The organism is Leptospira dzoumogneensis, from assembly GCF_004770895.1.
Lineage (GTDB): Bacteria > Spirochaetota > Leptospiria > Leptospirales > Leptospiraceae > Leptospira_B > Leptospira_B dzoumogneensis.
In genome coordinates this window covers 311,728-337,343 of the sequence record NZ_RQHS01000010.1, presented here as the reverse complement: position 1 = coordinate 337,343, position 25,616 = coordinate 311,728, and the positions used below count along the sequence as shown (strand labels likewise).

The 25,616-nt window shown below is 42.3% G+C and carries 29 protein-coding genes and 1 tRNA gene; 23 read left to right on the top strand and 7 right to left on the bottom strand.

Going from position 1 to position 25,616, the window contains the following annotated elements:
* The first annotated feature begins 3 nt into the window (after positions 1 to 3).
* Complete coding sequence (locus EHR06_RS07420) at positions 4 to 621, top strand: HAD family hydrolase (protein ID WP_135756406.1); 618 nt, start codon at positions 4 to 6, stop codon at positions 619 to 621.
* On the opposite strand, the gene EHR06_RS07415 is transcribed toward EHR06_RS07420, so the two are convergent.
* The gene (locus tag EHR06_RS07415) at positions 593 to 1,333 is read right to left on the bottom strand and encodes a flagellar filament outer layer protein FlaA (protein WP_135756405.1); all 741 of its coding nucleotides are present in this window, start codon (positions 1,331 to 1,333) and stop codon (positions 593 to 595) included. The two genes, EHR06_RS07420 and EHR06_RS07415, sit on opposite strands and share 29 nt — an antisense overlap.
* A gap of 99 nt (positions 1,334 to 1,432) precedes the next feature.
* Here EHR06_RS07415 and EHR06_RS07410 point away from each other — a divergent pair, with 99 nt between their 5' ends.
* Genes EHR06_RS07410 through proC form a run of 3 tightly spaced genes read left to right on the top strand, consistent with a single transcriptional unit; the run spans position 1,433 to position 3,563 of the window.
* Positions 1,433 to 2,119 (top strand): hypothetical protein, encoded by a 687-nt coding sequence (locus EHR06_RS07410; protein ID WP_135756404.1) that lies wholly within the window; start codon positions 1,433 to 1,435, stop codon positions 2,117 to 2,119.
* 2 nt (positions 2,120 to 2,121) lie between these two features.
* Positions 2,122 to 2,787 (top strand): YggS family pyridoxal phosphate-dependent enzyme, encoded by a 666-nt coding sequence (locus EHR06_RS07405; protein WP_135756403.1) that lies wholly within the window; start codon positions 2,122 to 2,124, stop codon positions 2,785 to 2,787.
* Positions 2,784 to 3,563 (top strand): pyrroline-5-carboxylate reductase, encoded by a 780-nt coding sequence (gene proC / locus EHR06_RS07400; RefSeq protein WP_135756402.1) that lies wholly within the window; start codon positions 2,784 to 2,786, stop codon positions 3,561 to 3,563. The genes EHR06_RS07405 and proC overlap by 4 nt, the downstream gene beginning before the upstream one ends.
* A 118-nt stretch (positions 3,564 to 3,681) precedes the next feature.
* Here the strand turns inward: proC and EHR06_RS07395 are convergent.
* Positions 3,682 to 3,754 (bottom strand) — tRNA-Met (locus EHR06_RS07395).
* Between the two features lie 199 nt (positions 3,755 to 3,953).
* Here EHR06_RS07395 and EHR06_RS07390 point away from each other — a divergent pair.
* From EHR06_RS07390 to EHR06_RS07335, 12 genes are all read left to right on the top strand, one after another.
* Positions 3,954 to 5,018 carry a sensor domain-containing diguanylate cyclase gene (locus tag EHR06_RS07390; RefSeq protein WP_135756401.1) on the top strand — a complete coding sequence of 355 codons (1,065 nt, stop codon included), beginning with the start codon at positions 3,954 to 3,956 and terminating at the stop codon, positions 5,016 to 5,018.
* A gap of 65 nt (positions 5,019 to 5,083) precedes the next feature.
* Positions 5,084 to 5,314, top strand: coding sequence for a hypothetical protein (locus EHR06_RS07385; protein ID WP_008592549.1), 231 nt, complete (start codon positions 5,084 to 5,086; stop codon positions 5,312 to 5,314).
* A gap of 97 nt (positions 5,315 to 5,411) precedes the next feature.
* Positions 5,412 to 6,431, top strand: a complete 1,020-nt coding sequence (locus EHR06_RS07380) for a retropepsin-like aspartic protease (protein WP_135756400.1) — start codon at positions 5,412 to 5,414, stop codon at positions 6,429 to 6,431.
* The gene (mnmA, locus tag EHR06_RS07375) at positions 6,424 to 7,578 is read left to right on the top strand and encodes a tRNA 2-thiouridine(34) synthase MnmA (RefSeq protein ID WP_135756399.1); all 1,155 of its coding nucleotides are present in this window, start codon (positions 6,424 to 6,426) and stop codon (positions 7,576 to 7,578) included. Before EHR06_RS07380 ends, mnmA begins: the two co-directional genes overlap by 8 nt.
* Positions 7,554 to 9,839, top strand: a complete 2,286-nt coding sequence (locus EHR06_RS07370; RefSeq protein WP_341867502.1) for an alpha-hydroxy-acid oxidizing protein — start codon at positions 7,554 to 7,556, stop codon at positions 9,837 to 9,839. The genes mnmA and EHR06_RS07370 overlap by 25 nt, the downstream gene beginning before the upstream one ends.
* Before the next feature lie 207 nt (positions 9,840 to 10,046).
* Positions 10,047 to 11,276 (top strand): PilZ domain-containing protein, encoded by a 1,230-nt coding sequence (locus EHR06_RS07365; protein ID WP_135756397.1) that lies wholly within the window; start codon positions 10,047 to 10,049, stop codon positions 11,274 to 11,276.
* A gap of 31 nt (positions 11,277 to 11,307) precedes the next feature.
* On the top strand, positions 11,308 to 12,240 hold the full coding sequence (locus EHR06_RS07360; RefSeq protein ID WP_244288538.1) for a pseudouridine synthase: 933 nt from the start codon (positions 11,308 to 11,310) through the stop codon (positions 12,238 to 12,240).
* Complete coding sequence (gene nhaC / locus EHR06_RS07355; RefSeq protein WP_135756395.1) at positions 12,237 to 13,685, top strand: Na+/H+ antiporter NhaC; 1,449 nt, start codon at positions 12,237 to 12,239, stop codon at positions 13,683 to 13,685. Before EHR06_RS07360 ends, nhaC begins: the two co-directional genes overlap by 4 nt.
* 188 nt (positions 13,686 to 13,873) lie before the next feature.
* Positions 13,874 to 15,880 (top strand): PLDc N-terminal domain-containing protein, encoded by a 2,007-nt coding sequence (locus EHR06_RS07350; RefSeq protein ID WP_135756394.1) that lies wholly within the window; start codon positions 13,874 to 13,876, stop codon positions 15,878 to 15,880.
* A 50-nt stretch (positions 15,881 to 15,930) separates the two neighbouring features.
* Positions 15,931 to 16,245 (top strand): PLDc N-terminal domain-containing protein, encoded by a 315-nt coding sequence (locus EHR06_RS07345; protein ID WP_135756393.1) that lies wholly within the window; start codon positions 15,931 to 15,933, stop codon positions 16,243 to 16,245.
* A 16-nt stretch (positions 16,246 to 16,261) separates the two neighbouring features.
* Complete coding sequence (locus EHR06_RS07340; RefSeq protein WP_135756392.1) at positions 16,262 to 17,296, top strand: multicopper oxidase domain-containing protein; 1,035 nt, start codon at positions 16,262 to 16,264, stop codon at positions 17,294 to 17,296.
* Between the two features lie 32 nt (positions 17,297 to 17,328).
* Positions 17,329 to 17,901: an SCO family protein gene (locus EHR06_RS07335; RefSeq protein ID WP_244288530.1), complete on the top strand. Its 573-nt coding sequence runs from the start codon at positions 17,329 to 17,331 to the stop codon at positions 17,899 to 17,901.
* Between the two features lie 65 nt (positions 17,902 to 17,966).
* On the opposite strand, the gene EHR06_RS07330 is transcribed toward EHR06_RS07335, so the two are convergent.
* The 3 genes from EHR06_RS07330 to EHR06_RS07320 all read right to left on the bottom strand — a co-directional run bounded on the left by EHR06_RS07330 (position 17,967) and on the right by EHR06_RS07320 (position 19,209).
* Entirely contained in the window at positions 17,967 to 18,308 is a 342-nt protein-coding gene (locus EHR06_RS07330; RefSeq protein ID WP_135756390.1) for a DMT family protein, read from the bottom strand.
* An 87-nt stretch (positions 18,309 to 18,395) separates the two neighbouring features.
* Positions 18,396 to 18,791, bottom strand: coding sequence for an Hsp20/alpha crystallin family protein (locus tag EHR06_RS07325; RefSeq protein ID WP_135756389.1), 396 nt, complete (start codon positions 18,789 to 18,791; stop codon positions 18,396 to 18,398).
* Positions 18,792 to 18,801: 10 nt separating this feature from the next.
* Complete coding sequence (locus EHR06_RS07320; protein WP_135756388.1) at positions 18,802 to 19,209, bottom strand: Hsp20/alpha crystallin family protein; 408 nt, start codon at positions 19,207 to 19,209, stop codon at positions 18,802 to 18,804.
* A gap of 257 nt (positions 19,210 to 19,466) precedes the next feature.
* On the opposite strand from EHR06_RS07320, the gene purU reads away from it, so the two are divergent.
* From purU to EHR06_RS07305, 3 genes are all read left to right on the top strand, one after another.
* On the top strand, positions 19,467 to 20,330 hold the full coding sequence (gene purU, locus EHR06_RS07315) for a formyltetrahydrofolate deformylase (protein ID WP_135756387.1): 864 nt from the start codon (positions 19,467 to 19,469) through the stop codon (positions 20,328 to 20,330).
* Between the two features lie 58 nt (positions 20,331 to 20,388).
* Positions 20,389 to 21,795: an SLC13 family permease gene (locus EHR06_RS07310; RefSeq protein WP_135756386.1), complete on the top strand. Its 1,407-nt coding sequence runs from the start codon at positions 20,389 to 20,391 to the stop codon at positions 21,793 to 21,795.
* A gap of 117 nt (positions 21,796 to 21,912) precedes the next feature.
* Complete coding sequence (locus EHR06_RS07305) at positions 21,913 to 23,121, top strand: CapA family protein (RefSeq protein WP_135756385.1); 1,209 nt, start codon at positions 21,913 to 21,915, stop codon at positions 23,119 to 23,121.
* Here the strand turns inward: EHR06_RS07305 and EHR06_RS07300 are convergent.
* Together EHR06_RS07300 and EHR06_RS07295 are read right to left on the bottom strand one after the other, a co-directional pair.
* Positions 23,118 to 23,522, bottom strand: coding sequence for a type II toxin-antitoxin system VapC family toxin (locus EHR06_RS07300; RefSeq protein ID WP_135756384.1), 405 nt, complete (start codon positions 23,520 to 23,522; stop codon positions 23,118 to 23,120). The two genes, EHR06_RS07305 and EHR06_RS07300, sit on opposite strands and share 4 nt — an antisense overlap.
* Entirely contained in the window at positions 23,506 to 23,784 is a 279-nt protein-coding gene (locus EHR06_RS07295; protein WP_135756383.1) for a FitA-like ribbon-helix-helix domain-containing protein, read from the bottom strand. Before EHR06_RS07295 ends, EHR06_RS07300 begins: the two co-directional genes overlap by 17 nt.
* Before the next feature lie 316 nt (positions 23,785 to 24,100).
* On the opposite strand from EHR06_RS07295, the gene rpsF reads away from it, so the two are divergent.
* The 4 genes from rpsF to rplI are packed head-to-tail and all read left to right on the top strand — an operon-like array spanning position 24,101 to position 25,613.
* Positions 24,101 to 24,376, top strand: coding sequence for a 30S ribosomal protein S6 (gene rpsF / locus EHR06_RS07290; protein WP_008592451.1), 276 nt, complete (start codon positions 24,101 to 24,103; stop codon positions 24,374 to 24,376).
* Positions 24,369 to 24,809: a single-stranded DNA-binding protein gene (locus EHR06_RS07285; RefSeq protein WP_086446612.1), complete on the top strand. Its 441-nt coding sequence runs from the start codon at positions 24,369 to 24,371 to the stop codon at positions 24,807 to 24,809. Before rpsF ends, EHR06_RS07285 begins: the two co-directional genes overlap by 8 nt.
* A gap of 14 nt (positions 24,810 to 24,823) precedes the next feature.
* A complete protein-coding gene (gene rpsR / locus EHR06_RS07280) occupies positions 24,824 to 25,138 on the top strand; it encodes a 30S ribosomal protein S18 (RefSeq protein ID WP_135756382.1) in 315 nt (104 codons plus the stop codon).
* Positions 25,139 to 25,148: 10 nt separating this feature from the next.
* Positions 25,149 to 25,613 carry a 50S ribosomal protein L9 gene (rplI, locus tag EHR06_RS07275; RefSeq protein WP_020770849.1) on the top strand — a complete coding sequence of 155 codons (465 nt, stop codon included), beginning with the start codon at positions 25,149 to 25,151 and terminating at the stop codon, positions 25,611 to 25,613.
* Positions 25,614 to 25,616: the final 3 nt, after the last annotated feature.

Here is a 25,616-nt window from a genome sequence, read left to right as displayed (position 1 = left end):
GGTATGAGATCTCCTCTTTTTGTATTCGATCTAATGGATACCCTGATCCAGGACCCGTTCCATCTGGCCTTAAAAGAACTTTTGCCCAGAGAACATTGGGAAGATTTTAAGAACGGTCGGGAAAAGCAAGCCTTCTTAGATTTCGAAATGGGAAGAATCGAAGAAGAGGATTTTTTCCATAGATTTTATTTGGATTCTCATAAGGATAAGGGTCTTCCTCATCCCAAGGACCTAAAGGAAAAGATGTTTTCCAAGATCACGCCGATCCCTGAAACTTTGGAGATCGTAAAAAGTTTAAGATCCAAAGGTTTTTCCGTGATCCTTGCCAGCAACTATTCGATCTGGTACAAAGAAATTATGAAATTCCAAGAGATAGGAGAACTTCTTCATTCTCTGGATGCTTTGTATTTTTCCTGTGAGATGGGTGTGAGAAAACCTGCCCAAGAATATTACCAATGGATAGAGACTGATTTTCCGGGAAAAGATTATGTATTCGTAGACGATAACCCGACCAATGTGGAAGTTGCGGGTTATATGAATTGGAATGCTTTTAAATTTAATCCTAAAAAACCGGAAGAGCTGAAGGAATTCCTTACAGAGCAGTACCCCAATTGTCTTTGACCTCTGCTCCGGGATAAGATTCTTCTCTGCTATCGATGAGTATCCCAAGCCGGTCCATATAAAAATAAAATTCACCTTTTGGCTGGAAAGGATTCGGTTTGATCCGGATGGAAACTAACTCCAAAGGAAAACGAAGAGATTGGTTGAGCCTGATATTTTTAGCGGGAACCGCAATTTGGGTCTCTATTCTTTTCCAACCGTCGAATTTCAGATCTCCTAATTCCAGAACGATCTCTTTGGATTTTTTCTGGTGGAATACCAATTCCAAAACCACGTTATGATTATTGGAGTAAGCCCAGAAAAACACTCTTGTTGGAATTCCAATCGGAAGACGGATCGCTTCCTTAGGTCTGATCTCTAAATGTTCATGTTTTGGATTTTCGAAAAATGTTTGGACCATCATGGACCTGTATTCTTCTTTAGGAGAGGACTTGTATAATTCTCTTTCTTTTAAAAATGCTTGGGAGTCAGGGACTTGAGAAACATAGTCTATCCTGTTTAAGAAGGAGACTCCTCTATAAACTTCCCAGGGTCTTTCTCCTTCGAATGAATCTACTAGAAAAAGATTGTAATGCTTCCAATCGAGTAGTACTTTTTCTAATTGAAGGACTCTGCTTGCCTCGTCTTGGTCTCTTTTGACCGGAGGCGCCCAGGTCGGTTTAGGAAGGATCCATAAACTTAGGCAAAAACAGAATAGAACGGTCCGGATCACTCTAGATCTTTCGGTAGATTTTGTGGATCTCCTAATAAGAAGCGGGGTTTTTTACCGAATTCCGGTGTTTTCCCGGCCGATAATTCTAAAAGGTATTTTATGAACCGGGATATTCTCAAAATCCTACTGAGCGGACTTCTGATCCTGCTACTTGGATCTCTTGCATTTTATTTATATGTGGAAAGGGATCGTATCGCCGCTTGGTATAAGGACAAAAATGTCCAGGTAGAGGAGAAGTCCCAACCGGAAAGGACCATTCTTACACCGGAAGAAGTGCCTGACGGAAAGGATCTATCTTCTCCGAGCCAAAACTTTGACTCCGATTTTTCCAAACCTAAGGATTCGGTTACTGAACCTTCTTCCCAACCATTACCGAAAGACTATGAGGTTCCAGGTTTAGGAAAGGAGAAGAAGGACTCTAACGTTTCTACAAAAACTTCCGAGAAGCCGGAAACAAAAGTTACTGAAACTTCCGATCTTCCTAAAAGAGAAGAAATGGATCGCCCTAGAACAAAACAAAGGGATGAAAATTTAGTAGAATATGACGACGGTCCTAAACTCAAAAAAGAAAAACGTAATTTTAAAAAGTTTAAAAAAAGAAGAGCGGCTCATTCTTCCGTAAATTCTAAGATCAGTTCTTTGGAAAAAAGAGTAGGGCGTTTAGAAAAAAAACTAGGAATGAAAAACGGATCTCCCAAGAAGAAGAGTAAGATCTCCTTACGCAAACGTGTGGAAATCCTGGAACAAGAAGTTTCCGGTCTGAAAAAAAAGTCCAAGGCCGATTAGGCGTGGGTGTCTCTGAGAATTATAGATCTATAGTACAAGAACTGGAGTCCCTGAAACCTGTAGGAACTCCAACGCTCATTGCAGTTTCCAAATTCCAGCCAAAAGAAAAAGTACAAGAAGCGATCTCGGGTGGAGTGATCCATTTCGGAGAAAATAGGGTCCAAGAAGGGATAGAAAAATTTTCCGATCTGGGAAAACCCGAAAAAGATTTTATACTACATCATATAGGTCCAGTCCAATCTTCACATATCAGAAAATATGCGGGACTCTATTCATTTGTGCATGGAGTGGGTTCCGAGAAGATCCTGCAAGAATTGAAAAGAAGAATGGACCAGGACCGATGGAAGATACGTTACTTCCTACAAGTCAATCTAACGGAAGAAGATTCAAAATCAGGATTTTCCAAAGAAGAAGTTTTGGAACTTCTACGTAAAAAAGAAACTCTCAGTTCGGAGTTTTGTGTATTAGAAGGATTTATGACTATGGGCCCAAGTTCCGGCGATCCGGAAGAAACACGTAAAGTATTTAGAGAGATCGCAAGCCTGCGAAAAGAATTTTTGCCCCAAGGAAAATTATCCATGGGAATGTCAGGCGATTACAGGATTGCATTGGAAGAAGGAAGCGATTATCTTAGGATTGGGACCGCAATATTCGGAGAAAGAACATGAAATATAATAAAATCGGTATCGTAGGCTGCGGAAATATGGGAGGAGCGATCTATCATTCCCTCCAATCTAGAAAAATAGATGTGATCGGTTTCGATCCTTATCTAGATCCTAAAAAAGCGGAAGGAATGGTTTTAGAATCCGATTGGTCGAACTTCCAAAAGAAAGCGGACCTTCTAATCTTAGCGGTAAAACCTGCGGAGGTTTCTAAAACTCTTAGATCCTTAGAAGCGCCTAAAGCAATTCTATCTGTTGCGGCAGGTATAGACACAAAGATACTTTCTTCTTCCGCTCCTGCTGGATCTAAGGTGGTCCGTATTATGCCGAATCTTCCTATTCTCGTAGGAAAGGGAGCTTTGGGTTACTATGGAGATAAGGAATTATACGAAAGCCTGAAAGAGATATTCACACCTATCTCTTATTGTTTGGAACTTTCCAAAGAAGAATTAGTGGATGCGGTAACTGGACTCTCCGGTTCAGGTCCTGCCTACGTACTAAGGTTTATACAAAGTTTGGCAGAAGGTGGAGTTGCCTCCGGTTTGACATACTCTCAAGCATTGGAACTCTCCATACAGACCGTGATAGGCGGAGCCGAATTACTTGCAAAAGAATTGGAAAAGAATCCTGATACTCATCCGGAAGTTTTGAAAAACAAAGTAACTTCTCCAGGCGGAACAACAATAGCTGGTTTAGAAGAGTTGGAGAAGAATAAGTTCCCGTTTGCCGTTATCTCCGCAGTGAAAAGAGCAACGGAACGTTCTAAAGAGCTGGGAAACTAAATAGAAAGGATTATCAAATAAGAGATTTGTTTCTTTTTTATAAGGAAAGAGTAGAAAAGGTAGAAATTAAACGTCTCTTTGTCTACTTTTGAGGATAATGATTTGATGTAAAACGCTCTAGCGCGGACAGGATTCGAACCTGTGACCTTTGGGTTATGAGCCCAACGAGCTACCGGCTGCTCCACCGCGCGGCGTCTAAAACCATGTTTCCTGAAGCCAGGCTGAAAGTCAAATGAAAAAGTAAAAAGAGTTTGATTTCCCCGAGGAAAGCTTTTTGATGCTACTACCTCTTGCGGATCGACTTCACGGAAAATGTTCAGAGTCCGTAGGCGAAGAAACGGATTAGCGAAATAAATTATCTTTTCAATTTTGTATTGGGAGATTCCACAGTTGATCGGAAAAGACAATGATCCATTGATGATCGAATATTATGAGAAGAAGATCTACGATCAGAAACAACTTCTCGAGATCAGTAAGGCTCTTAATTCCACACTGGATTATAAGTATCTAATTGATGCTATTTTAAATATTTGTTTAGCTCAATTGCAAACTTTGAGCGCGGCTATCTTTTTAGCACCGGAAGCCGACTCCAATTATTTCGAATTGGAGCCTAGCTTTAAAGGATTCGATCTTGCAGAAGATGATGCAGGATTTAAGATCAAAACGGATGCACCCTTAGTTACTTTTTTAGAAACCAAACTTAAGGCTATGACCCCGGACCAAGTAGAAGAGTCCATGGGTTTAAGTCCTGAATTGGAATTTTTAAGAAGGATCGGCGGAGACCTGATCATTCCTTTGAACGCAAAAGGGAAAGTGAACGGACTTCTTCTATTGGGTGAAAAGATCACCATGGGAGAATGGATGGAGGAGGACAGAGACTTCCTCACTACACTTTCCACTCTTGCCGGAATTGCAGTAGAGAACTCTAGACTGTACGAACTTGCTACCGTAGATATGATGACAGGTTTGAAAGTACATCATTACTTCCAGACCAAACTGAAAGAAGAGATGGAACGTTGCCGTAAAAAAAGAACGAATCTTGCTCTTCTATTCACCGACGTGGACAATTTCAAAAAGTTCAATGATACTCATGGGCACCAAGCAGGGGACCAGGTATTGATCGAAGTTGCTGCAAGGCTGATCCAATGTGCCGGCAAACATGATATCGCCGCTAGATATGGTGGAGAGGAATTCTGTTTGGTCATGCCTGGAGCGGACTTAAAACGTGGTTTTGAAATGGGGGAACGTTTGAGAAAGGCGGTAGAAGCTGCTTCTATCCCGAATCCGAACGGAGGTCCTGATTTCCAAGTCACTCTTTCTATAGGGGTTTCCGAGTTTTGGTCAAATGACCGAAACAATAAGGACCTGATAGAAAGGGCGGATAAAGCACTTTACGAGGCAAAACATTCCGGTAAAAACAGGACCATTTCCTTCCAAATACCGGTCCAGAACTAGTTTTTTCCGATTTTCTTAGGGATTTCGGGCTTATCGAATCCTAAAATTCGGCCGAAACCTCTATCATGGAAAAACAACTTGAGCTGGACCATTATTATATCAGCCAGATCGAAGAGGCGGAGCTCGGAAAACGTATCCGTAACCGCGCTTTAGGAAGAGAAGAGTTCGATTTTTCTCCTTATTCCTGCTTTATAGAATATAAAGCGAAGGATGCCCAGACAGGAATTGAATATAGAGACTGTGTGATAGATTACACTCGTTGTCCGAATTCCCGCTGCATCAAAAAACTACTGTAATTGAGGCGAACTCTTATGAGTTCGCTTTTCCAAATAAAAAAGGATCGATTTTTTCCTTAAATTTGAAACTCTAAGCCGGTCTTCTTTTGTAAGTCCGATGTTTTCCATTCCGAATCGTACATTCAAAAAAACGTATATTCTTTCCAGACTACTTCTTGGTGCATTCTTCTTTTTTGCGGCCGGATGTACTACATTCGATTTTCGGAATTTATTCTCAGGTTATATCCGTTACGAAAAAGAGGCAGGCGGGATTTGGATCCGTCTTCCTCTAAAGGAAGTCGATCATCTTCCTGTGATCTATCTTTCCTTGGACAAAGATAGAGCGCCTCTTAGATTCCTGATCGATACAGGTGCATTCGTTTCTTTCCTTTCGGAAGATCATGTTCCGGAAAATTCTCCTAAAAGAGTTTTGAGCGCTAGCTTTCCCGGGGGTTCCGTCCAGTCGGTCAGAAGAACGATCAAGAATGATCTGTTTATCGGAGGAATTCGTCCATTCGAGTCCGTGGAATTTTATTCTCATGTGTTCCCTAAAGAACTTAGAGTGGACGGGATCTTAGGAATGAATGCATTCTTAGGTTCGGTGGTTGTTTTGGACTTGCCGGATAGAATTTCTCTTTGGAGATCTTCTACTTCCAGTCCTGCTCCCGGTTTTTTGGAAGAAAATTTATTTCCTATGTTCTTAAAATCAGGCCAACCTTCAGCGGTACTTCTCCGCCCGCCTGGAACTAGAAAAGAATCTTGGATCTTGGACACCGGAGCCGAATACAGCGTTCTAGACTGGGACACAATCAAATCGGATCATCCCACGGAGTATGTAGAAGGAAAGGAAGCCACAGTATTCAATTTTGGCGGGGGCCGGCTGCAGGCAAAAATCAGAACACTTCGGCCTTTTTGTCCTGTTTTTGTGAAAAACGATTCTGAGGGGATAGGCTTCTGCACTCCCGAATTGGAGGTGTTTCCAGGAGGTATACCGCCGGACGCTTTACATTCAGACCACCGAAAAGGGATCGTTGGGATCTTGGGCCGGAATTGGATGGAAAACTATCGAATTCTTTTGGACACCAAAAGGAGTCTTATTGGTATAGTAGGAAAGGAATCGGTCTCAGGAAATGAGTAAGGGTAAGATCATAGTAGCGATGAGTGGAGGGGTGGACAGTGCCGTCACTGCAGGCCTACTCATGGAACAAGGTTACGAAGTGATCGGGGTCAACCTGCGCACCTGGGAATATGAGGCTCCTGCCTGCGATACCACTAAAAAATCATGTTGTTCTCCGGAAGATATTCGAGACGCGAGAGATGTTGGTCTCTCCTTAAATATCCCTTTTTACGTGATCAAGATGGAGAAACTTTTCCAAGAGAAGGTCATAGACAGATTTGTAAACGATTACATGGAAGGGAAGACCCCGAATCCTTGCGTGGAATGTAATACTTTCGTGAAGTTCGGTGCATTATTCGAAAAGGCGCAAGCATTAGGAATTGATAAAATAGCTACCGGGCATTATGCGAATATCGTAGAGATAGACGGAAGATATGCAGTGTCCAATGCCCAGGACATGAATAAAAATCAGGCATATTATCTATACGGTTTGTCCCAAGAGAATCTGAAAAATACAGTTTTTCCTTTAGGCGGAATGACTAAACCTGAGGTGCGCGAGATCGCGCGTAAGATGGGACTTCCGGTGGCTGAAAAAGCGGAATCCCAAGAGATCTGTTTTATTCCTGAAAACGATTACAGAAAGTTTTTAGCAAAGAAGAATATAGACTTCACTCCCGGAGTTTTCAAATTACAGAATGGACAAGTGATCGGAGAACATTCCGGAAAAGAGAACTTCACCATAGGACAAAGAAAAGGTTTAGGTATCGCTTGGAAGGCGCCTTTATATGTGATCTCCATCCAAGATGACGGAACAGTTGTTTTGGCAGAAGAGAGACAAACCTTTGTGGAATCTTTTATAGTAGAAGATCTGAATCTACAAGCCTGGGCTCCCATTTTAGGAACGGAAAGTTCGGAATGCAGAGTGCAAGTGAGATACCGTTCTCGTCCTATCAGAGCAAAAGTAGTACGTAATGAAAACTTTATACAAGTATTTCCTTTGGAAGAAGTGAAAGGTGTGGCTCCAGGCCAATCCGCAGTTTTCTATCCGAACGATTCCGATTATTTACTCGCAGGCGGGATTATCCGAAAAGGAAGTGTGACCACTTACGAAAAATCGGGTACCGGTATATTACAAAATTTGGAATTAGGAGAAGGCGTTCTTCCGTGAGTAAAAAAATCGCAGGGAAAACGATCCTGATCATAGGCGGAGGACTTTTACAGGTCCCCATCATCCAAACCGCAAAAACGATGCTTCTTAGGACAGTGGTGGCGGATATGAATCCGGAAGCACCCGGTCTGAAAATTTGTGATCTTCCTCTGATCATGTCCACAAAAGACATTGAAGGAATGGTGAGAGAGGCCAAAAAATTATCCGCAACTACTAAGATAGATGGAGTCATCACCGCAGGAACCGATGCGAGTATGACTGTTGCGGCAGTAGCTAACGCACTCGATCTCCCCGGCATCCGATTCGTGGACGCGGAAGCAGCTTCTAATAAAGTAAAGATGAGAGAACGCCTGAAAAAAGCGGGCGTTCCTATCCCTGGATTTGCTCCTGTTTGGAGTATCCAAGATACACGTGACGCGTTGGAATTCCTACAATTCCCTCTGGTAATGAAACCTGCGGATAATATGGGTGCCCGCGGAGTTGTAAAAGTAAATAATAGAGAGGAGTTACAGGCCGCATTCAAACATGCAAAAAAATATTCTCCTACAGGTGAGATGATCCTAGAAGAATATATGCCAGGTCCTGAAGTTTCCGTGGATGCACTCGCTTGGGACGGAAAGTATATGATCACCGGTCTTGCGGACCGTATCATAGAAAGAGAACCTTATTTTATAGAGATGGGCCATAATATGCCCTCCGCTCTTTCCCCTGAGATCCAAAAAGAAATAGAAGATGTGATGTTCCGAGGAATGCAGGCCCTCGGGATCAGAAGAGGTGCAGGAAAAGGAGATATCAAAGTGACTCCTACAGGTGTAAAAGTAGGAGAGATTGCCGCAAGACTTTCCGGCGGATTCATGTCCGCATTTACTTTTCCTTTATCCAGCGGGATCAATCTGAATAGAGCCGCAATACTCATCGCACTCGGAGAAGAGCCTGATAATTTAGAGCCATTATTTCATAGAGTTTCAATAGAAAGAGCGTTACTCGCGCCTAAGGGAAAACTTCTTTCCATCGATGGATTGGAGGAAGCAAAGAAGATAGAAGGTGTAACTGATATCTATTTATTGCATAAAGTGGGGGATATTATCCCTGAGCCCACAAACAATATTGAAAAAACAGGGCATGTGATCATATCTGCGGAAAATTTAAAACAAGCAGAGACTGTATTCTCCAAAGTACTAGAAACGATTCGATTTACTTGTGATGAATTATATTCTATTTCTGAAAAAGAGATCGCAGCAAATGCAAGGGCTCGATTCGGAAAAGAGATATGTTGGGTCTGTAAAGTTTGTGACGGAACAGACTGCGCCTCTGGAGTTCCTGGAATGGGCGGAGTTGGAAGAATGCTTAGCTTCCAAGACAATACAAAGGCATTAGAAGAATATTCAATTCTTCCTAGATATATCAGAGAGAATGTTCAGGCTAGCACCGAGAGCCAATTTTTGGGACAAAAATTATCCACTTCTTTTATGTGTGCTCCCATGACGGGTGCGATCACAAACATGAGCGGAGCCATGGATGAGTATACTTTGGCTGCGGTCTTATTGGAAGGATGTTTGGCATCCGGCAGCTTAGCATGGTTAGGTGATGGAGCGAGTCCCGAAAAATATCTGATCATTCTGGAAGCTCTCAAAAAAGTGGACGGAAAAGGAATTCTCATCTGCAAACCTCGAGAAGACGAGGGACTCATCAAAGAAAGATTCCAAGAAGCGGAGGCTCAAGGGGTTCTTGCACTAGGCATGGATATAGACGCGGTGAATTTCAAAACACTGGTCCAGAAAAAAATCCCTTCCGTCACGAGAGGAGTGGATGCTCTTTCTAAAATACGTTCTTATACAAAACTTCCTTTTATCTTAAAAGGTGTGATGAGTCCGGAAGATGCAATCCTCGCAAAAGAAGCAGGAGCGGACGCAATCGTTGTCTCCAATCATGGAGGCAGGGTTTTGGACGATATGCCCGGGACTGCAAGAGTCCTTCCCATGATCCGAGAGGCATTGGGTCCTGATTTTCCGATCTCTGTGGACGGAGGGGTGAGAAGTGGGGCGGATGTTTTCAAAATGCATGCATTAGGCGCAAACAATGTTCTAATCGGAAGACCGATGGCGATTTCCGCAGTGGGTGGAGGAGTGGCTGGGGTTAGATTTTTGGTGGGCCAATACACAGAAGGTTTGGCACAGGCAATGAATACCGTCGGGGTTTCCAAAATTGGAGAGATTAGGAAAGAATTTATTTTCAGAAAAAAAGAGGAAACTTCTTCTTAAATTCAACCTTCGATTTTCTTTTTGCCCGGCTTTTGATACAATTCCACAAAAGGTTTCCAGGGCATCCCCACAACGTATTAGTAGAATATAATGCAAAAAGAATGACCCGGAAAATTCCTTGGAATCAGTAATTTCCTTTCCCTAAACGAGGGAGCCGTTAAACTCGGATTCCTTGTTAAAGGGTAGACGATCCTTTAGGAGGAAAGTTTGGATAGGACAGTCAAAGAAACAGAGGCTCTGACTAAAATCCTCCAAACATTGTTTGCGAGACTGCCTGTTTCTGTGGAAATTAAAGGCAGATCCTATCCCGCAAAGATCGTAGGTCTCAAAGATGGTGTCTATCTGCTTGCTTCTCTGCCCGGAAAATCGGATGGAGAGAAGACAAGGATCTTATTTCTCACTCATAATAATCATTTTTTCCACGGAGTTTTTACCGTTGTCCAAAGAAATGAGGGCAACGGTTTGGAATTACTTCGGATCCAAGCCGTAAAAGTCAGCGAAGCAAAACGTGCCCAAGGCAGGGTGGACCTGGAGGGGGGAGGCGGTGAGCCTATCGTTCTTACCAATATCATCAACCAACTTCACTTAAGACGTTCATTAGGTTTTATTGATAAAATAGTGGAAGGTATTCTTCAGAAACATTCCAAAAAGATGAAGGAGACCTATCCCGATTCTTTGATCTATTTTTCGGATCGGATGGATAACCGTCTTAGGATCATGTATAACTTCGAACAATCCATCTTTGTCACCAATCGTTTGGAAAGAAGTTCAGGCGGAGCGGGACAAAATTTCGTTCCGATCGAAGAATATCTAAAACTTCTGGCATTGAATAAGATAGAATCCAGATTTGTTTCCGAAATTTCGGTCCTGATCCGTTATAAAAATTATACTCCTCTAGGTTATGTGCAGGTACTTTCCGACAGACCTATGGATACGGAAGATTATAATAAGATCACATTATTTGCCGCGGCCATCTCTAGGGATGTGATCTCTTCCGGATTCTTCCAAGAATCTAAGGAAAGATGTATGGCGGAAGATATAAGCAGGAGCGGGCTTGGATTTTTCCACCCTCAATCTATATTTTTCTCCAGAAGTTTTGCCGTGGGCGAAATTTTACTATTCGATCTACAATTGAACCAGGAACTAAGAGGAACTTACAGGGCCGTTATCCGAAATATCACGAACACCGATAAAATGTTCCGTATCGGTTTACAATTTTTCAATTTGAATTCTAAAGAAGAAGAGATGCTGAACCAATTCGTGGATTCCAGGCTCGGACCGGGAGAAGGTTCTCAGGCTCCTGAATCGGACGTACAAGGATCAGGTCCTCCATCCGAAGAGGGAGGAGGAGCCGCGGAAGGGTCTTCTTCTGAAATGGAAACTGTTTCGGAAGAAGTTCCGGATATGGGTTTCGAAGGAGAAGAAGAATCTGTCTAATTCTCCCACACAAGAAGGTCTCAGAACAAAGATCGGAAAAGAAGAAGCAGGTTCCAGACTGGATGTATTTCTCGCCTCCAGATTTACTTACCAATCCAGATCCAATTGGAGAAAAATATTAGAAGAAGGTAAAATACTAGTCCAGGGAAAACCTGTAAAACCTTCCTACTCCATCAAAGAAGGGGACGAGATACTTTATCTTCCTGGAGAAAGTTTCGAACCTCCGATCCAAACCGATTTTCAGATTTTATACGAAGATCCTTATTATATCACTGTGGAAAAACCGGGAGATATTCCGATCCATAGTGCAGGCAGATACAGAAAAAATAATCTTACCGATCTCATCCAAGAAGATCCTCGTTTCGAAAAAATTTATACGATCCACAGATTGGACAGAGAGACTTCAGGAGTTGTGATCTTTGGAAAGGATCCCGAATCCGCCTCCAAATTGTCCGATCTATTCTCCAAAAGAAAAATCCAGAAAACTTATATCGCGTTTGTTTGGGGAGAATTTCCGGCCAGATTGAAAGCGAAAGGATTTTTGATATCGGATCCTTCTTCTTTGATCCGTAAGAAAAGAAAATTCGTGCATGAGGATTCTTTTCGAAAATCGGATGTTCCGGAAGAGGATTATGAAACTTCCGAGACGATATTTAGAAAAATTGGAGAAGGTACGTTTCAGGGAATTCACTTTTCTAAGGTATATTGTCTTCCAAAAACGGGAAGGCTCCACCAGATCAGGGCTACTTTATATTCTTTAGGATTCCCATTGCTGGGAGATAAAATTTACGGCAAGGACGAGGGTACATTTCTAGAATTTATAGAAGGAAAAGATCCTGATCTGATCGCAAAACTCGGAATGAATAGACAGGCTTTACATTCCAGTTCTTTAAAGTTCATTCATCCGTTTACAGGGATCAAAACAAAGATCAGATCTAATTTACCTAAGGATTTTCCGAGATGAACGAAAAACCCGGATTTTGGATCTCCTTATTTCCTCTTGGATTTTTGATCCTTTCCTTAAGTATCGCAGGATATTTATTCGGAAGCGGGATCGCAGAAGGGCCTGCTCAAATTTTGTTATTCAGCGCAGGTGCGATCTCCGCGGGAATTTCCAGACTCAGAGGGATTTCTTGGGAAAAAATTGAGAGCACTGTTTTAGATTCTCTTAGGAATGTTCTCCAACCCATACTCATTTTACTTTTGATCGGTGCATTGATCGGGATTTGGATCCGTTCCGGAATTGTTCCTGCACTTATTGTCTGGGGACTGGAATTATTAAAGCCTGAGATATTTTTACCATCCGCTTTAATCTTATCTTCCGTAGTTTCTTTGGCGACAGGAAGTTCTTGGTCCACTGCCGGAACGATCGGAGTGGCACTCATAGGAGTTGGTGCAGGGCTTGGAAAACCTTTGGGAATGGTAGCGGGGGCAGTGGTTTCAGGAGCCTACTTCGGAGATAAACTTTCCCCTTTTTCGGAAACCACAAATCTTGCATCTTCCATTACCGGGGTTTCTCTTCTATCACATATTCGTAATATGGCGAGGACTACTTTACCTACATTCGGGATCTGTCTTTTGGCATTCGGATTTTTAGGGTGGGGCGGAAGCCATGGAGAAACGGAAACTGCAACAGGGCCGGTGATCTCCGCATTAAAAGCCGAATTTCAAATTTCTTGGGTCCTACTTCTTCCACCTCTTCTCACATTCTTTCTCATCTATTTTAGAGTTTCCGCAATTCCTTCCATCTTTATCGGGATCTTGAGCGGTGGAGTTTGTTTTATTCTGACTCAGTCAAATATATATACAAATTCTTCAAACTTTCAAGATGCCGCTTCCGCCGCTTTTAAAAATTTGGTCTCTGCCGCCTCGGAAGGTACAAAAGTAAAAACAGGACATGTAGTAGTAGACGGTTTATTGTCCAGAGGCGGGATGTCATCTATGCTTTCCACTGTTTGGTTGATCATCTCCGCAATGTTTTATGCGGGGATCATGGAAGGAGGCGGAATGACCCAGGTTTTAGCGGAGAAGGTCTTAAACTGGGCCAAGGCAAGAGGATCCCTGTTTGCAGCCACAGTATTTACCTGTATGGGAACCAATCTATTCTGCGCAGACCAATATCTTGCGATCGTGGTCCCGGGTAAAATGTTCAAAGAAGCGTATTCCAGAAGAGGATTGGATCCTAGAAATCTTTCCAGATGTTTGGAAGATTCCGGTACCATGACTTCCGCACTAGTTCCTTGGAATTCCTGCGGTTCATTTATGGCCGCAGCATTAGGAGTTCCTACACTTGTGTATCTTCCTTACGCATTTTTAAATTTACTTTCTCCTTTGTTTTCTTTAATCACCGGATGGACAGGCTGGGGCCTGGCAGGAAAAGATCCAGGATCTAAAAAAGAATTATCCTAAACTCTTTTTCGCTTTAAAGAAGAATCAGCTTTGTATAACATTTGCTCGATTATAAATCTCAGAAAAATGCTTGTGTCGTCACAGCGATATGCGAAAATACTAAAAAAGTGAGCAAAAGCTCACATTTTAAAAAAGGCATGTCTCGGGTGAAATTCCGAGATACTTCGAATATGAGGAGAGGAGTTCCGATGCCTAAATTCCATTTAAAAGAAAGATATATTCCCGTTCTAGGACTATTGGTCCTTGGGATTTTGATGGGAGCCTTCGCTTCTTCTTGCAGCAGCAAAGAAGGAGAGACAACGGAAGGTTTTGCCCATGTGGTAATGGTGGATAATGCATTTTCTCCCCCTATGCAAAAGATCCCAGTCGGCGGTCAGATCGAATTCGTAAATTCAGGGGCTAACCCTCATAATGCGATCGCAGTGGATAAGTCTTGGTCTACCGAAAAAAGTTTCGGTAATATCGTGATGCCGAGAGGCGCAAAGGTAAAGATCACTTATCCTAAGGAAGGGGTTTTCCCTTACTACTGTAGCTTCCACGCTTCTCCCGATGGAAAAAGCGGAATGGTTGCGGATATCGTAGTCGGAAACGCAGCTTATAATCCGGCGGCGAGAGCAGGTAAGGATTGGAAGGTGGCTGAAAAATTCTCAGGAACCACTCGTAAAGTCCCGCAAATGTATCCTACCATCCAGAACGCAGTGGATGCCGCTTCTCCTGGAGATTTGATCCTAGTCGACGAAGGTGTATATTATGAAGAAGTGGTGGTCACTACTCCTTCTCTTACCCTAAGAGGAACGGATAGGAACAAAGTAATTTTAGACGGTCAGTTCCAAAGAGCGAACGGTGTGATCGTGGTAGGAGCGAACGGTGTTGCGGTAGAGAATATGACTGCAAGGAACTCCACGTTAAACGGATTCTTTTGGACAGGCGTAAAAGGATGGAGAGGTTCTTATCTTACCGCTTATAATAACGGAGACTATGGGATCTATGCTTTCGATTCAGTGAACGGAGTATTAGAACATTCTTATGCTTCCGGATCTCCTGATGCGGGTATCTATGTTGGTCAGTGTTATCCTTGTAAGGCTATCCTATATGATGTGATCTCCGAAAACAGCGCCTTAGGTTATTCCGGAACGAACGCAGGGGGAGAATTATACATCCTCAGCTCTATCTGGAGAAATAATATAGTAGGTTTAGGGCCGAATTCCTTGGATAGGGAACTTCTTCCTCCGGAAAGAGAAACTTATATCATAGGAAACCTGATCTATGATAATAATAATTTAACTGCTCCTATCAAACCTTTGGAATATCCTACTTATGGAACAGGAATACTGATTGCGGGCGGTTTGCATAATGTGATCAAAAATAACGTAGTGATCGGACATGATAACCACGGGATCGCGATCTTTCCGAACCTGGACGAAAATTTCTGGTTCTCTCATAAGAATATTGTGGAAGGAAACATAGTACATTCTTCCGGTTTTGGGGACTTGACTCTTGCAGGACCGATCAGTATCGGGAACTGTTTTTCAAACAACAAATACCAGACCTCTGTTCCTCCTTTATTGGAAAAAACGAATTCTTGCGGTTCAGGGATCAGATTCCCGATGGGCGGAGAAATTTTCACTGCGTATAACGCGCTTTCTTTGATGGTGGATGCTACTCATGGAATTTATCCTAGTGGAGATTGGAAGAATCAACCGGTTCCTCCTCCTCAAGCGAATATTCCCGGTGGAGTTGCCGCTCCAATTAAACCTGCTATTCATCCATTCGAAGATTTCGGTTTAGATCTGGATAAAGTAAAACTTCCTGAAGAAGCGGCTAAGATCCTCGCAGAAAGAAAGCCTAAGTTCGGGGACGTTTTAGGCGGATTTTCGGTTCCGAAACCTTTGGATATCCAGATAGTGATCTTCCGTTGGTTCGGATATTTACTTCCACTTCTTCTTTATGTATGTTTGGTCAGCTTAAGTGTTTATGATCTGGTTTCCAAATCGGAGATCAGCCCTGGTAAATACGTTTGGTTAGCATTTGTTTCCTTAGTGCCGTTCATCGGAGGAGGAGCTTATCTTCTTTCAGGCAGATCTTCTTATCCTAAATATTTGAGATTTACTCTGGTATTCGCGGGATTTGGGGCTTCTCTGGCTTTCATTCTCTATCTTGGGTTCACCATAGTAGGGAACGTCGGAGCGGGTTGATCTTAGGAAACTAATACATTAGAATTTTAAAATATATTAAGGAGTTATTTATGGAAACTACTCAATTTTACGATCCCGGATTTTTTACCTTACTTTTCAACTTTTACGGATACTACATTTTCTACATTTTATTCGCTCTTTGGGCTCCTTTAGCCCTGATCGATTTGTCTAAAAGAGAGGACGTTGATCCTAAAAAAGGAAGTTTATGGACTGCTGCGATCATTCTTGTTCCATTATTCGGAGCAGGAGCGTATCATTTGGTCGGCGGTTCTAAGATCCCATCTTGGGCAAAGAACAGTCTTGTGTATGGCGGGATCGGCCTTTTGGTTCTAACACTTCTGATCTCAACAATCGCAAGATTCTAATAAACGGAAAAGTAATATGAATCGGAAGGATTTCCTTCGTTGGTTAGGAATAGGCGGTGCAGGACTCGCAGCGGGTACCGGGATCGCCGGGATTACCTCGGGCAAAAAAGAAGATCCTCTTTGTAGGACAGGATCTTCCGTTCCGGGGCAGACTTCTTCTACTCCGAATCCTTCTATCAGACTGCCTGGATCCATAGGTGGGAATTCCTATGGAAGTATGATCCATCCTCCAATGTTCGCGGATGCCGCGTCCTTGTCTAGGATGGAATTGAATACCACCATTCCTCAGGCACCTTCCGGTCCTAAGTTCCGCTCCGAGGTCAATATTATAGAAATGCCATTGACTGTGGCTCATAACACAGTCGTGGATGCTTGGACATTCGATGGTGTTGTGCCTGGAAAAGTGATCCGTGCAAGACTTGGTCAAGAGATGGAACTCACTTTTAGGAATCATTCCAATCATCCTCACTCAGTCCATTTTCATGGCACTCATGATCCGGGGCAGGATGGTTGGGAGCCGATCGCACCTGGTGCAGAAAGGATCTATAAGATCACTGCAGGTCCAATCGGTTTTCATCCTTATCATTGTCATGTTCCTCCTTTAGCGAGTCATATGTCCAAGGGTTTGTACGGTGGATTTATAGTGGATCCTCCAGGGGGAAGACCTCCCGCATTAGAGTTCATGTTGATACTTGCGGGCTGGGATCTGAATGAAACCGGCCGTAATGATATCTATGCTTGGAACGGTATCGCGGGATATTATGATCGTTTCCCTATCAAAGTTCCTGTGGGAAAAAAAGTAAGATTGTACATTGCGAATATGACTGAACATGATCCTATTGCTTCTTTTCATCTTCATTCACAAACATTCGATGTGTATAGGACCGGGACCAAACTTGTACCTGATGAACATACAGATGTGATCACTCTCGGCCAAACGGAAAGAGCGATCGTGGAATTTACACTTACTAAAAGAGGAAGATATATGTTCCATCCTCATCAGACCCATATGGCGGATAGGGGAGCAATGGGCTGGATCGTAGCAGTATGAATTTTCTAAAATCGAATTATAAAAATATAATTTTGTCCCTATTGATTCTTGGGATCGGTTTCGGCGTCGGGTTTTATATGAAGAAGAAACCTTCTTCTAAATTCGCATCCGAGGCGCCTGTAGCAGAATGGAAAACTTCTATCCTGAAAGATACAGAAGGCAAATCTGTTCGCCCTGCAGAATTACCCGGGAATTTATTCGTAGTCTATTTCGGATTTTCCCATTGTCCTGATATGTGCCCTATGGCTTTGAACGATATAGAGAACGCATTCATATCCTTAAAAGAAGACTCTAAAAATATCACTCCCGTCTTTATCACAATTGATCCGGAAAGAGATACTCCTGAAGTATTAAAAAAATATATTTCTCATTTTCCGGGAAAAGAACTCGTGGCCTTGACCGGCGGAAAGGATCAGATTGGGGAATTACAGAAAGGATTTGGAGTATTCTCCCAAAAGACCCAAGTTCCGGCAGGAAATGGAGAATATGGAATGGATCATACTCTATTCATTTATTTGGTGGATAGAACAGGAAATGTCCTAAGAGCTTATCCTACGGGAATCAAGGGAGAAGAATTAGCAAAAGAGATCAGAGAATTATTATAAAATCACCTTGGCTTCTTACTAAACTAAAAAGCCTCCATGTTCTCTGTGTCCTCCGTGCGAACCAATCATTCTTTATCATAAAAAGCGAACACAACTGCAAGGATCACCAAAAAGAAACTTACCGCGTGATTCCATTTCATCTTTTCTTTTAATACCAAAATTGCAAATCCTACAAAAATAGTGATCGTGATCACTTCCTGCAGGATCTTAAGTTGGAAACCGCTTAATCCATCTTCTGCATATCCGATCCGATTTGCGGGTACCATAAAACAATATTCTAAAAATGCGATCCCCCAAGAGATCAGGATCGTTTTCCAAATCGGAAAGTCCTTAAAGAACTTTAAATGACCATACCAGGCAAAGGTCATGAATAGATTGGAAAGGGAGAGTAATAGAAAAGTCCTCATAAATCCAGGAAAACCGAACGGAAGAATGGAGGCAAAAAAAAACCGGGTGGAAGCCCGGTTGTCAAGTAAGGATTTGCTGAAAAACAATTAGTTGGTTTTGACCTCTATCTTCTTGCTTGAAGGTTTCTTCCTTGGCAGTCTGAGCTGCAGGACTCCGTTCTTAAGGACTGCGGAAATTTTATCTTCTTCCACAGGCTCGGATACAAGGAAGGTCCTTTTATAATCTCCGGTTCCGTATTCCGAATATCTTAAGTTACCTTTCGGTTCGGAAATACTTGTCTTCGCAGAGATCCTAAGCTCGTCCTTCTCCAAAGAAATTTCAAGATCGGATTCTTTCACACCAGGAAGATCCAGGACGAGAAGATGCTCTTCTTCATTCGAATAAAGATCCGTTGAAGGAGTGTAGGTCGGTCTTGGTCTCTGAGTCTTCTCTTGTTCGGTTGCTGCTTTTTCTTCTGTTTTTAATAATTCTGATACGCTCATTTTTTTCTCCTTATGCCTTTGCTTCGATACGGATCTTTCTAGGTTTTTCGCTCTCTAAGATTGGGAGCACTAAAGTAAGAACTCCGTCTTTTACGGTTGCTTCTACCTTTTCCGAATCCACTGCAACCGGCAGTTCTAGTCTGCGTTGGAATTTACCCCTGGCTCTTTCTATCCTGCGAGGTTTGTCTTGTGTGTATTCCTTCCATTCACCTGAGATAGTGAGAAGGTTATGGGCTACCGTGATGTCCAGATCTTCGGGAGAAAGTCCAGGAACTTCTGCGGTCACTGAGATCTTGTCTTGGTCTGTATAAACATTTAGCGCAGGATATACCTGTCCGCCTTCCCAGACCGGATCGAATAAATTATGGAATCTATTTTGAATTCTTCTGACTTCGCTAAAAAAATTAGGGTTTCTCATTATTTGCCTCCTGGGCGTATTTAGCACTTTAATATATAGAGTGCTAAATTGTTCAAAAGGTTCCACTATTTTTTATAAAAATTAGCACTTTTTTATAAAGAGTGCTAATGGGCGGAGAAGGTCCCGGATCCGACCGATCCAGCCCAAAACCTGCTTTTGGAAGGTAAAAAGAAGATATTCCTTTTCCGGTTTGGCAGGAAGATTAGCCGAAATTTTAGACTTCTTAGGCGATTCTGCAGACTAGAAAAGGAGAAATTTTGAACCAGGAATCCAATCTGAAAAAGAACAGAATACTCTTGATCCGTTGCAAAGACGAGGCAGGACTCATCCATAGGATCACTGGATTTTTAGCGAATATCGGCGCCAATATCGTAGGTAATCAGGAATTTGTGGAACCATTGGAGAAGGTATTCTTTATGAGAACCGAATACTCTCTTGAGAACAGCTCCAAAGAAGAAGGTCTTATCTCCGAACTCGCAAAAATCCTGCCGAAAGATGCGGAGCTTACTCTATCCAACCCAAGATTTCCTAAGGTAGTTTTACTCGCTACAAAAGAGCCTCATTGTTTGGGAGATATTCTTCTTCGTTGGAGATACGGAGAATTACCCATGGAACTTTTGGGTGTGGTTTCCAATCACGAAGTTTTAGGAGATCTGGTCCGAGACTTTAAACTTCCTTTTCATTGTATTTCGAGTGAAGGGTTAAGCAGAGAAGAACATGAAAACCAATTGAATTCTTATCTGAAGAAACTCCAACCGGATTGGATCGTTCTTGCAAAATATATGAGAATACTCACTCCGGAATTCGTAAAAAAATGGGAGCATCGTATATTAAATATCCATCATTCGTTTTTACCTGCATTCGTGGGTGCAAAACCTTACGAACAAGCATATAAACGCGGGGTCAAGATCATAGGTGGAACTGCCCATATAGTGACTGAAAATTTGGACGAGGGTCCGATCTTAGTCCAAGACGTTTGTCATGTCGATCATGGTTATTCTCCGGAACGTCTGGTCCTATACGGAAGGGATCTGGAGAAGGTAGTATTATCCAAGGCTCTTCGTCTGCTTTTGGAAGATAGAGTTATGATCTTTCAAAACAGAACGATCATTTTCGAATGATATATCCGGTTTATATTTTTTGTTACGGATTTTTGAATATTAGGTTTTTAGCACATATATGAAATTGAAATACGTCGGTTTTATTTTTTCCATACTACTTGCTTGTGTTCCTCCTGTATTTTCCTTTTACGGTTATGTTCCTCCTTCCGTGGGAGGGATGTTTTTTATATTTTTGATCTCTGCAGGATTATGGATTTTCGAGATTATTCCGGGTCATGCCACTTCTATCCTGATCATATTTTCCGAGATCATCATTTTTTCGAATCCAGGCAAATGGGAATTTTTAAAACAATATGCGGGCCCCGGAAAACCGACTCCTCCTGCCGTATTCTTGGCGTCACTTGCTGATTCCGCAGTTGTTTTGTTTTTGGGAAGTTTTGCATTAGCCAAGTCTTGTGTGAAAGTAGGAGTGGATCGTTGGCTTGCAAACAGGGTTCTTCCTTATTTCGGGACTTCTCCCAAATATGTATTACTCGGTCTTATGTGTATCACTGCCACAATCTCTCTTTGGATGAGTAATACTGCCACGGCTTCTCTGATGATCGCACTTGTGTTCCCATTACTTATGGTTTTGGATAAGGATGAAAAATTTAGAAAAGCGGTCCTGATCGGGATCCCATTTGCTGCAAACTTAGGGGGGATTGGAACTCCGATCGGTTCTCCTCCGAATGTGATCGCATTTGCAAATTTGAAAAACCAAGGATATGGAGATTATATTTCTTTCGGCACTTGGATGCTCGTTGCTGTTCCGCTACTCATCATTCTACTTTTTGCAGCTTGGTTCTGGCTTCTTCGCGCATTTCCCGCGAGTGAAGGTTTAACTCTTTCTCTTCGTTATGAAACGATCTCCGAAGAAGGTTCCGAGAAAAAATTGAGATTTGTTTTGTTCGGATTTTTGACTACCGTACTTCTATGGTTGAGCGAATCATTTCATGGGATACCTGCGGGAGTTGTGGCTTTATTCCCACTTCTTCTTTTTACTTCGTTCGGAATATTAGAATCTAATGATTTACGTTCTTTGGAATGGGATGTTCTGATCTTAGTTGCAGGCGGGATCGCTCTCGGGACAGGAATAGAAAAAAGCGGGGCAGGGATCTGGTTCGGAGAATTGATCGGTAAACAAGCAGGACCCGGAGAAAGTCTTTGGGTGCTTGGGATTTTCTTCTCGATTGGACTTTTTCTTTCTACATTCTTATCCAATACTGCTACTGCAAATCTTTTGGTTCCTTTGGCTCTTCCTGTTGCTGCCTTATTACTTCCTGGAAATGAATCCTATGCAATCCAGTTGGTTTTAGGATCCGCGTTAGGTGCGTCTTTAGCGATGTCTTTGCCTGTATCTACTCCTCCGAATGCAGTGGCTTATGCTGTGGGCGGTTTCGAGATCAAAGATATGGCTAAAGTGGGCGTGAGGATCGGGCTTTTGGGTTTAGTTTTAGTTCTTTTTGGCTTTCTGATCTTTAAATAATAGATCCTGCTAAGGGTAGTAACAGCTTATTTATTTCTAAAGAATCTCCTTAAGGGTTTTTCTTTTTTCAGTATTTTATTTCCGAAAACGAATCGGGACTTAAAACTGTCCCGAAACATGTTGTTTTTTCGAAAACACCTCATTTCCTCGATTTCGGTCCTTCTCAGTTTTCCGATTTTACTCACGTTTGCATGCGCTGGAGTTCCTGAAAATTCTTCCAGTGCCGAAAAACCTGTCGAACCACAAACAAGTATCGTAAATAAGATCGAAACCCAAATAGAAAAGTTATTTGGAAAAGAAGAAGATCCCGAAGTGGTAAAAGTCCTACTGGGCGGGGACGTTATGTTTAATTGGGGGATCCGGGATACGATCAAGTCCAAAGGAGAATTGGCCCCGGTTAAAGGACTAAAATCGGTTTTTGAAAGCGCTGACCTAAGAATTTTAAATTTAGAAACTCCTGTGGTATCCGAAAAAAGCTGGGATCACGGTAAGGCTTACGTTTTCCAAGCAAAAGAATCTGATCTAGAAACTATGAGCTTTTTAGGAGTGGATCTTGTTTCTCTTGGAAACAACCATGCGATGGATCATGGTCCGGAAGGACTGGAAGAAACTCTCAAATTTTTAGGAAATAGAAATATCTATTCTATCGGTGCCGGCAAAAATTTGGAGTTCGCTTTTCGTCCTTGGGTTTGGGAAGGGAAGGATACTTATCTTAGAGTTTATTCCGCAACTAATGTGGCGGAAGGTAGGTCTCATTACGCAGGACAAACTCCCGGTGTTATGCCTCTGGATCCTGAACTGATCTTAAAAAAGGTCCAAATAGAAAAATTCCAACTGAATTCATCTCGGACTTCTAAAAGAGATAAAAAATCTAAAACAATTTCCGCGGGAAAACAATTCAGGATACTTTCACTTCATTGGGGAGTGGAATATTCTCCTTTTCCGACGATTGAACAGAGAAAGACCGCAAAAACATTGGCTGACGGCGGATTGGATATTATTGTAGGACACCATCCTCATATTCCCCAAGGTATCGAGAAGATCGGAAATACGATCGTATTTTATTCTTTGGGAAATTTGATCTTTGGAAGCAGGAACGCCTACTTAAACCATAACTTAATCGTAATACTTCATATTAAAAAAAGCAAATTGATCGATATTGAGCTTGTCCCTATTTTCGGAAAGTTCCAAAATGAAGATCATTTAGTCAGACCTCTTGAAGGAAAGGAAGCCGAGAATTTTTTGAAAGAAATCGCGGTCCTTTCCCAAGACTTGGGTACTAAGATTCGGATAGAAGGAGATAGAGGCTGGGTGGAACTGAACTAAGCTGCGTAGGCCCAGTTTTCTATTTTTAGTCCTGGAATTTTTTGGAAATGCCTTTCGTTATTCGTAACTAAGGTATAGTTCAAATACAAAGCCGTAGATCCTATGAGTAGATCGAAGTCCTCTATAGGATTTCCTTTTTTCTGCTGAGTAGCCTTGAGTTCTCCAAACGTTTCCATAATTCCTTCGGTCAATTCTATCACCGGAAAAAGTTCGGCAATTCTTCGGACAGTAGCTAGATTTCTTTCCTTATAAGAAGATTTCTGGGCCCCAAAAACCAATTCTCCATAAGTGATTACGGAGACTGATTTGATGGAGTTCTTACGGTCCAAAAAATTTTGCCGGACAATCGGATCTTCCTTTAAGCTATAGATGATAATATCAGTATCAATCAAATAGCTCATCTGCATCCTTTCCTATCGTGTTCTTGGTTCGAGAGGAACGTATGTCCTTTACGATCTTGTCAGGACTTCTGTCATCTACCCAGGAGCCTGATAATTCTAAGAAACCCAAGGTCTTACGTTCGGATTCTTTATTGTCGTGTGCTAGATAGTTCTCTATTAGAAGAACTACTTCTTGGCTTACGGATCTGTGTTCCATTTCAGCCCTCCTTTTTAATGCTTCGTAGAGTCTGTCGTCTATGTCCCTGACTTGTAAGTTTGCCATATTCTGAACCTCCCAGAAAATGGTGGGCCAGTTTCATGAAATCGCAAGCAAAATTCATGAAATATGGAGTCTTAGGACGGAAAAGACATTCCCTTGCATTTTGGAGAGTCAAAAAATGGATCTAGAAAATTGGAATTAGAAATGAAGAAGGTTATCGGAATATTGATTCTAATTACGCCTTAGAAGCTTTTTGGGAACTAAGACGCCCAAATCTATTCCACTTGACCCCTTGCCCCTAAAGCCGAAAATAGGACAAAATTCGGTTCTTCTGCTCGCCGCATTTGCGCAGACGGGCATTTTCCCATAGGAGAAACTTTTGAGAAACTACGAGATTACTACAATCACGCGTTCAACCGCGAAGGAAGTAGCTAAAACTGAGGTCCTAGAGATCTTCAAAAAGCATTCCATCAACGTGACCGCAGAAGAAGATTGGGGTCAAAAGAAACTTTGGCATCCAATCCAACACCAAGACTACGGAATATTCACACACTTCAAAGTGAATGCAGAACAATCCGCCTTAGAAAAGGTAGAGCGTGACTTTGGTCTAAACCAAAATTTACTTCGCTCTATGATCGTCCGCCTCAATGGCTAACGATATCAATCGGGTGACCCTTGTCGGGCGCCTGACCCGTGATCCGGAATTTAAAACCGTAAACGGGACTTCTCTTGTGAATTTTTCCTTAGCTAACGGTCGCACTTATGTAACCGGCGGAGAGAAAAAAGAGGAAACTCATTTTTTCGACTGCGAGGCTTGGGGAAAAGGCGCGGATATCATCCAGCAATACTGCAAAAAAGGCAAACAACTCGTGATCGAGGGTCGCCTTAAGCAGGACACCTGGGAAACCATGGAAGGCAAGAAGGCCTCCCGCATTCGTATCGTCGTGGAAAATTTCCAGATGATAGGCGGTGCAAGGGAGAATGGAAGCGGAGAGTACGGCTCTTCCGCTAGTAGCGGATCTTCTTCTTATTCATCTGCTCAAGATGATATGGGAAGTTCTGCGATGGACGACGATATACCTTTTTAACGAGGACAACATTCATGTCAGATAATGAAACACAAGAAGAATTAAAGCAGGAAATTACTGCTGAGGGCATGCCTTTAGACCAAGATGGAGGACGCCCCCCTAAAAAACAAAACAAGTATAAGAAGAAAGTTTGCCGTTTTACTGCAGACCCTGAACTTGCTAAACAAATTAATTATAAGAACACCGAACTTTTGGAAAGATTCATCACTAACCGTGGTAAGATCATTCCAAGAAGAATTACCGGAACTTCTGCAAAGTATCAAAGAATTCTTGCAAGAGAGATCCGCAAAGCGCGCAGCATCGGTCTTCTACCGTTCAAAGTAAACTAAGGAGAAACTAATGAGAGTAATATTACAAAAAGATGTTTCTAACTTAGGAGACGCGGGAGATGTAAAGGAAGTTGCGGACGGTTTCGCTCGTAATTTTCTTTTCCCTCAAAGACTCGCTGTAAGAGCTTCTGAAGGTAAGACCAAAATGGCTCTTCACCAAAAGAAACTTGCAGATCTTAAAAAAGAAAAACGCAAGAAAGATATGGAATCCGTATCTTCTGGATTGAACGGAAAAGAATTCGAAATTTCCGTTAAGACCGGAGGCGGGGATAAACTTTTTGGAGCGGTAACTCCTGCCGATGTAGCAGCTTTGTTAAAAACCGCAGGATTCGAAGTAGACAAACGTAAAATCGAATTCCCAGAGCCTATCCGTAACCTAGGTTCCTATAAATTAAAAGTGCGTCTTGCCGAAGGTATCCTCCCGACTATCACAGTTCATGTGAAGAAAGAGGAAGTCGTTTCTACAGAAGCGTAAGCC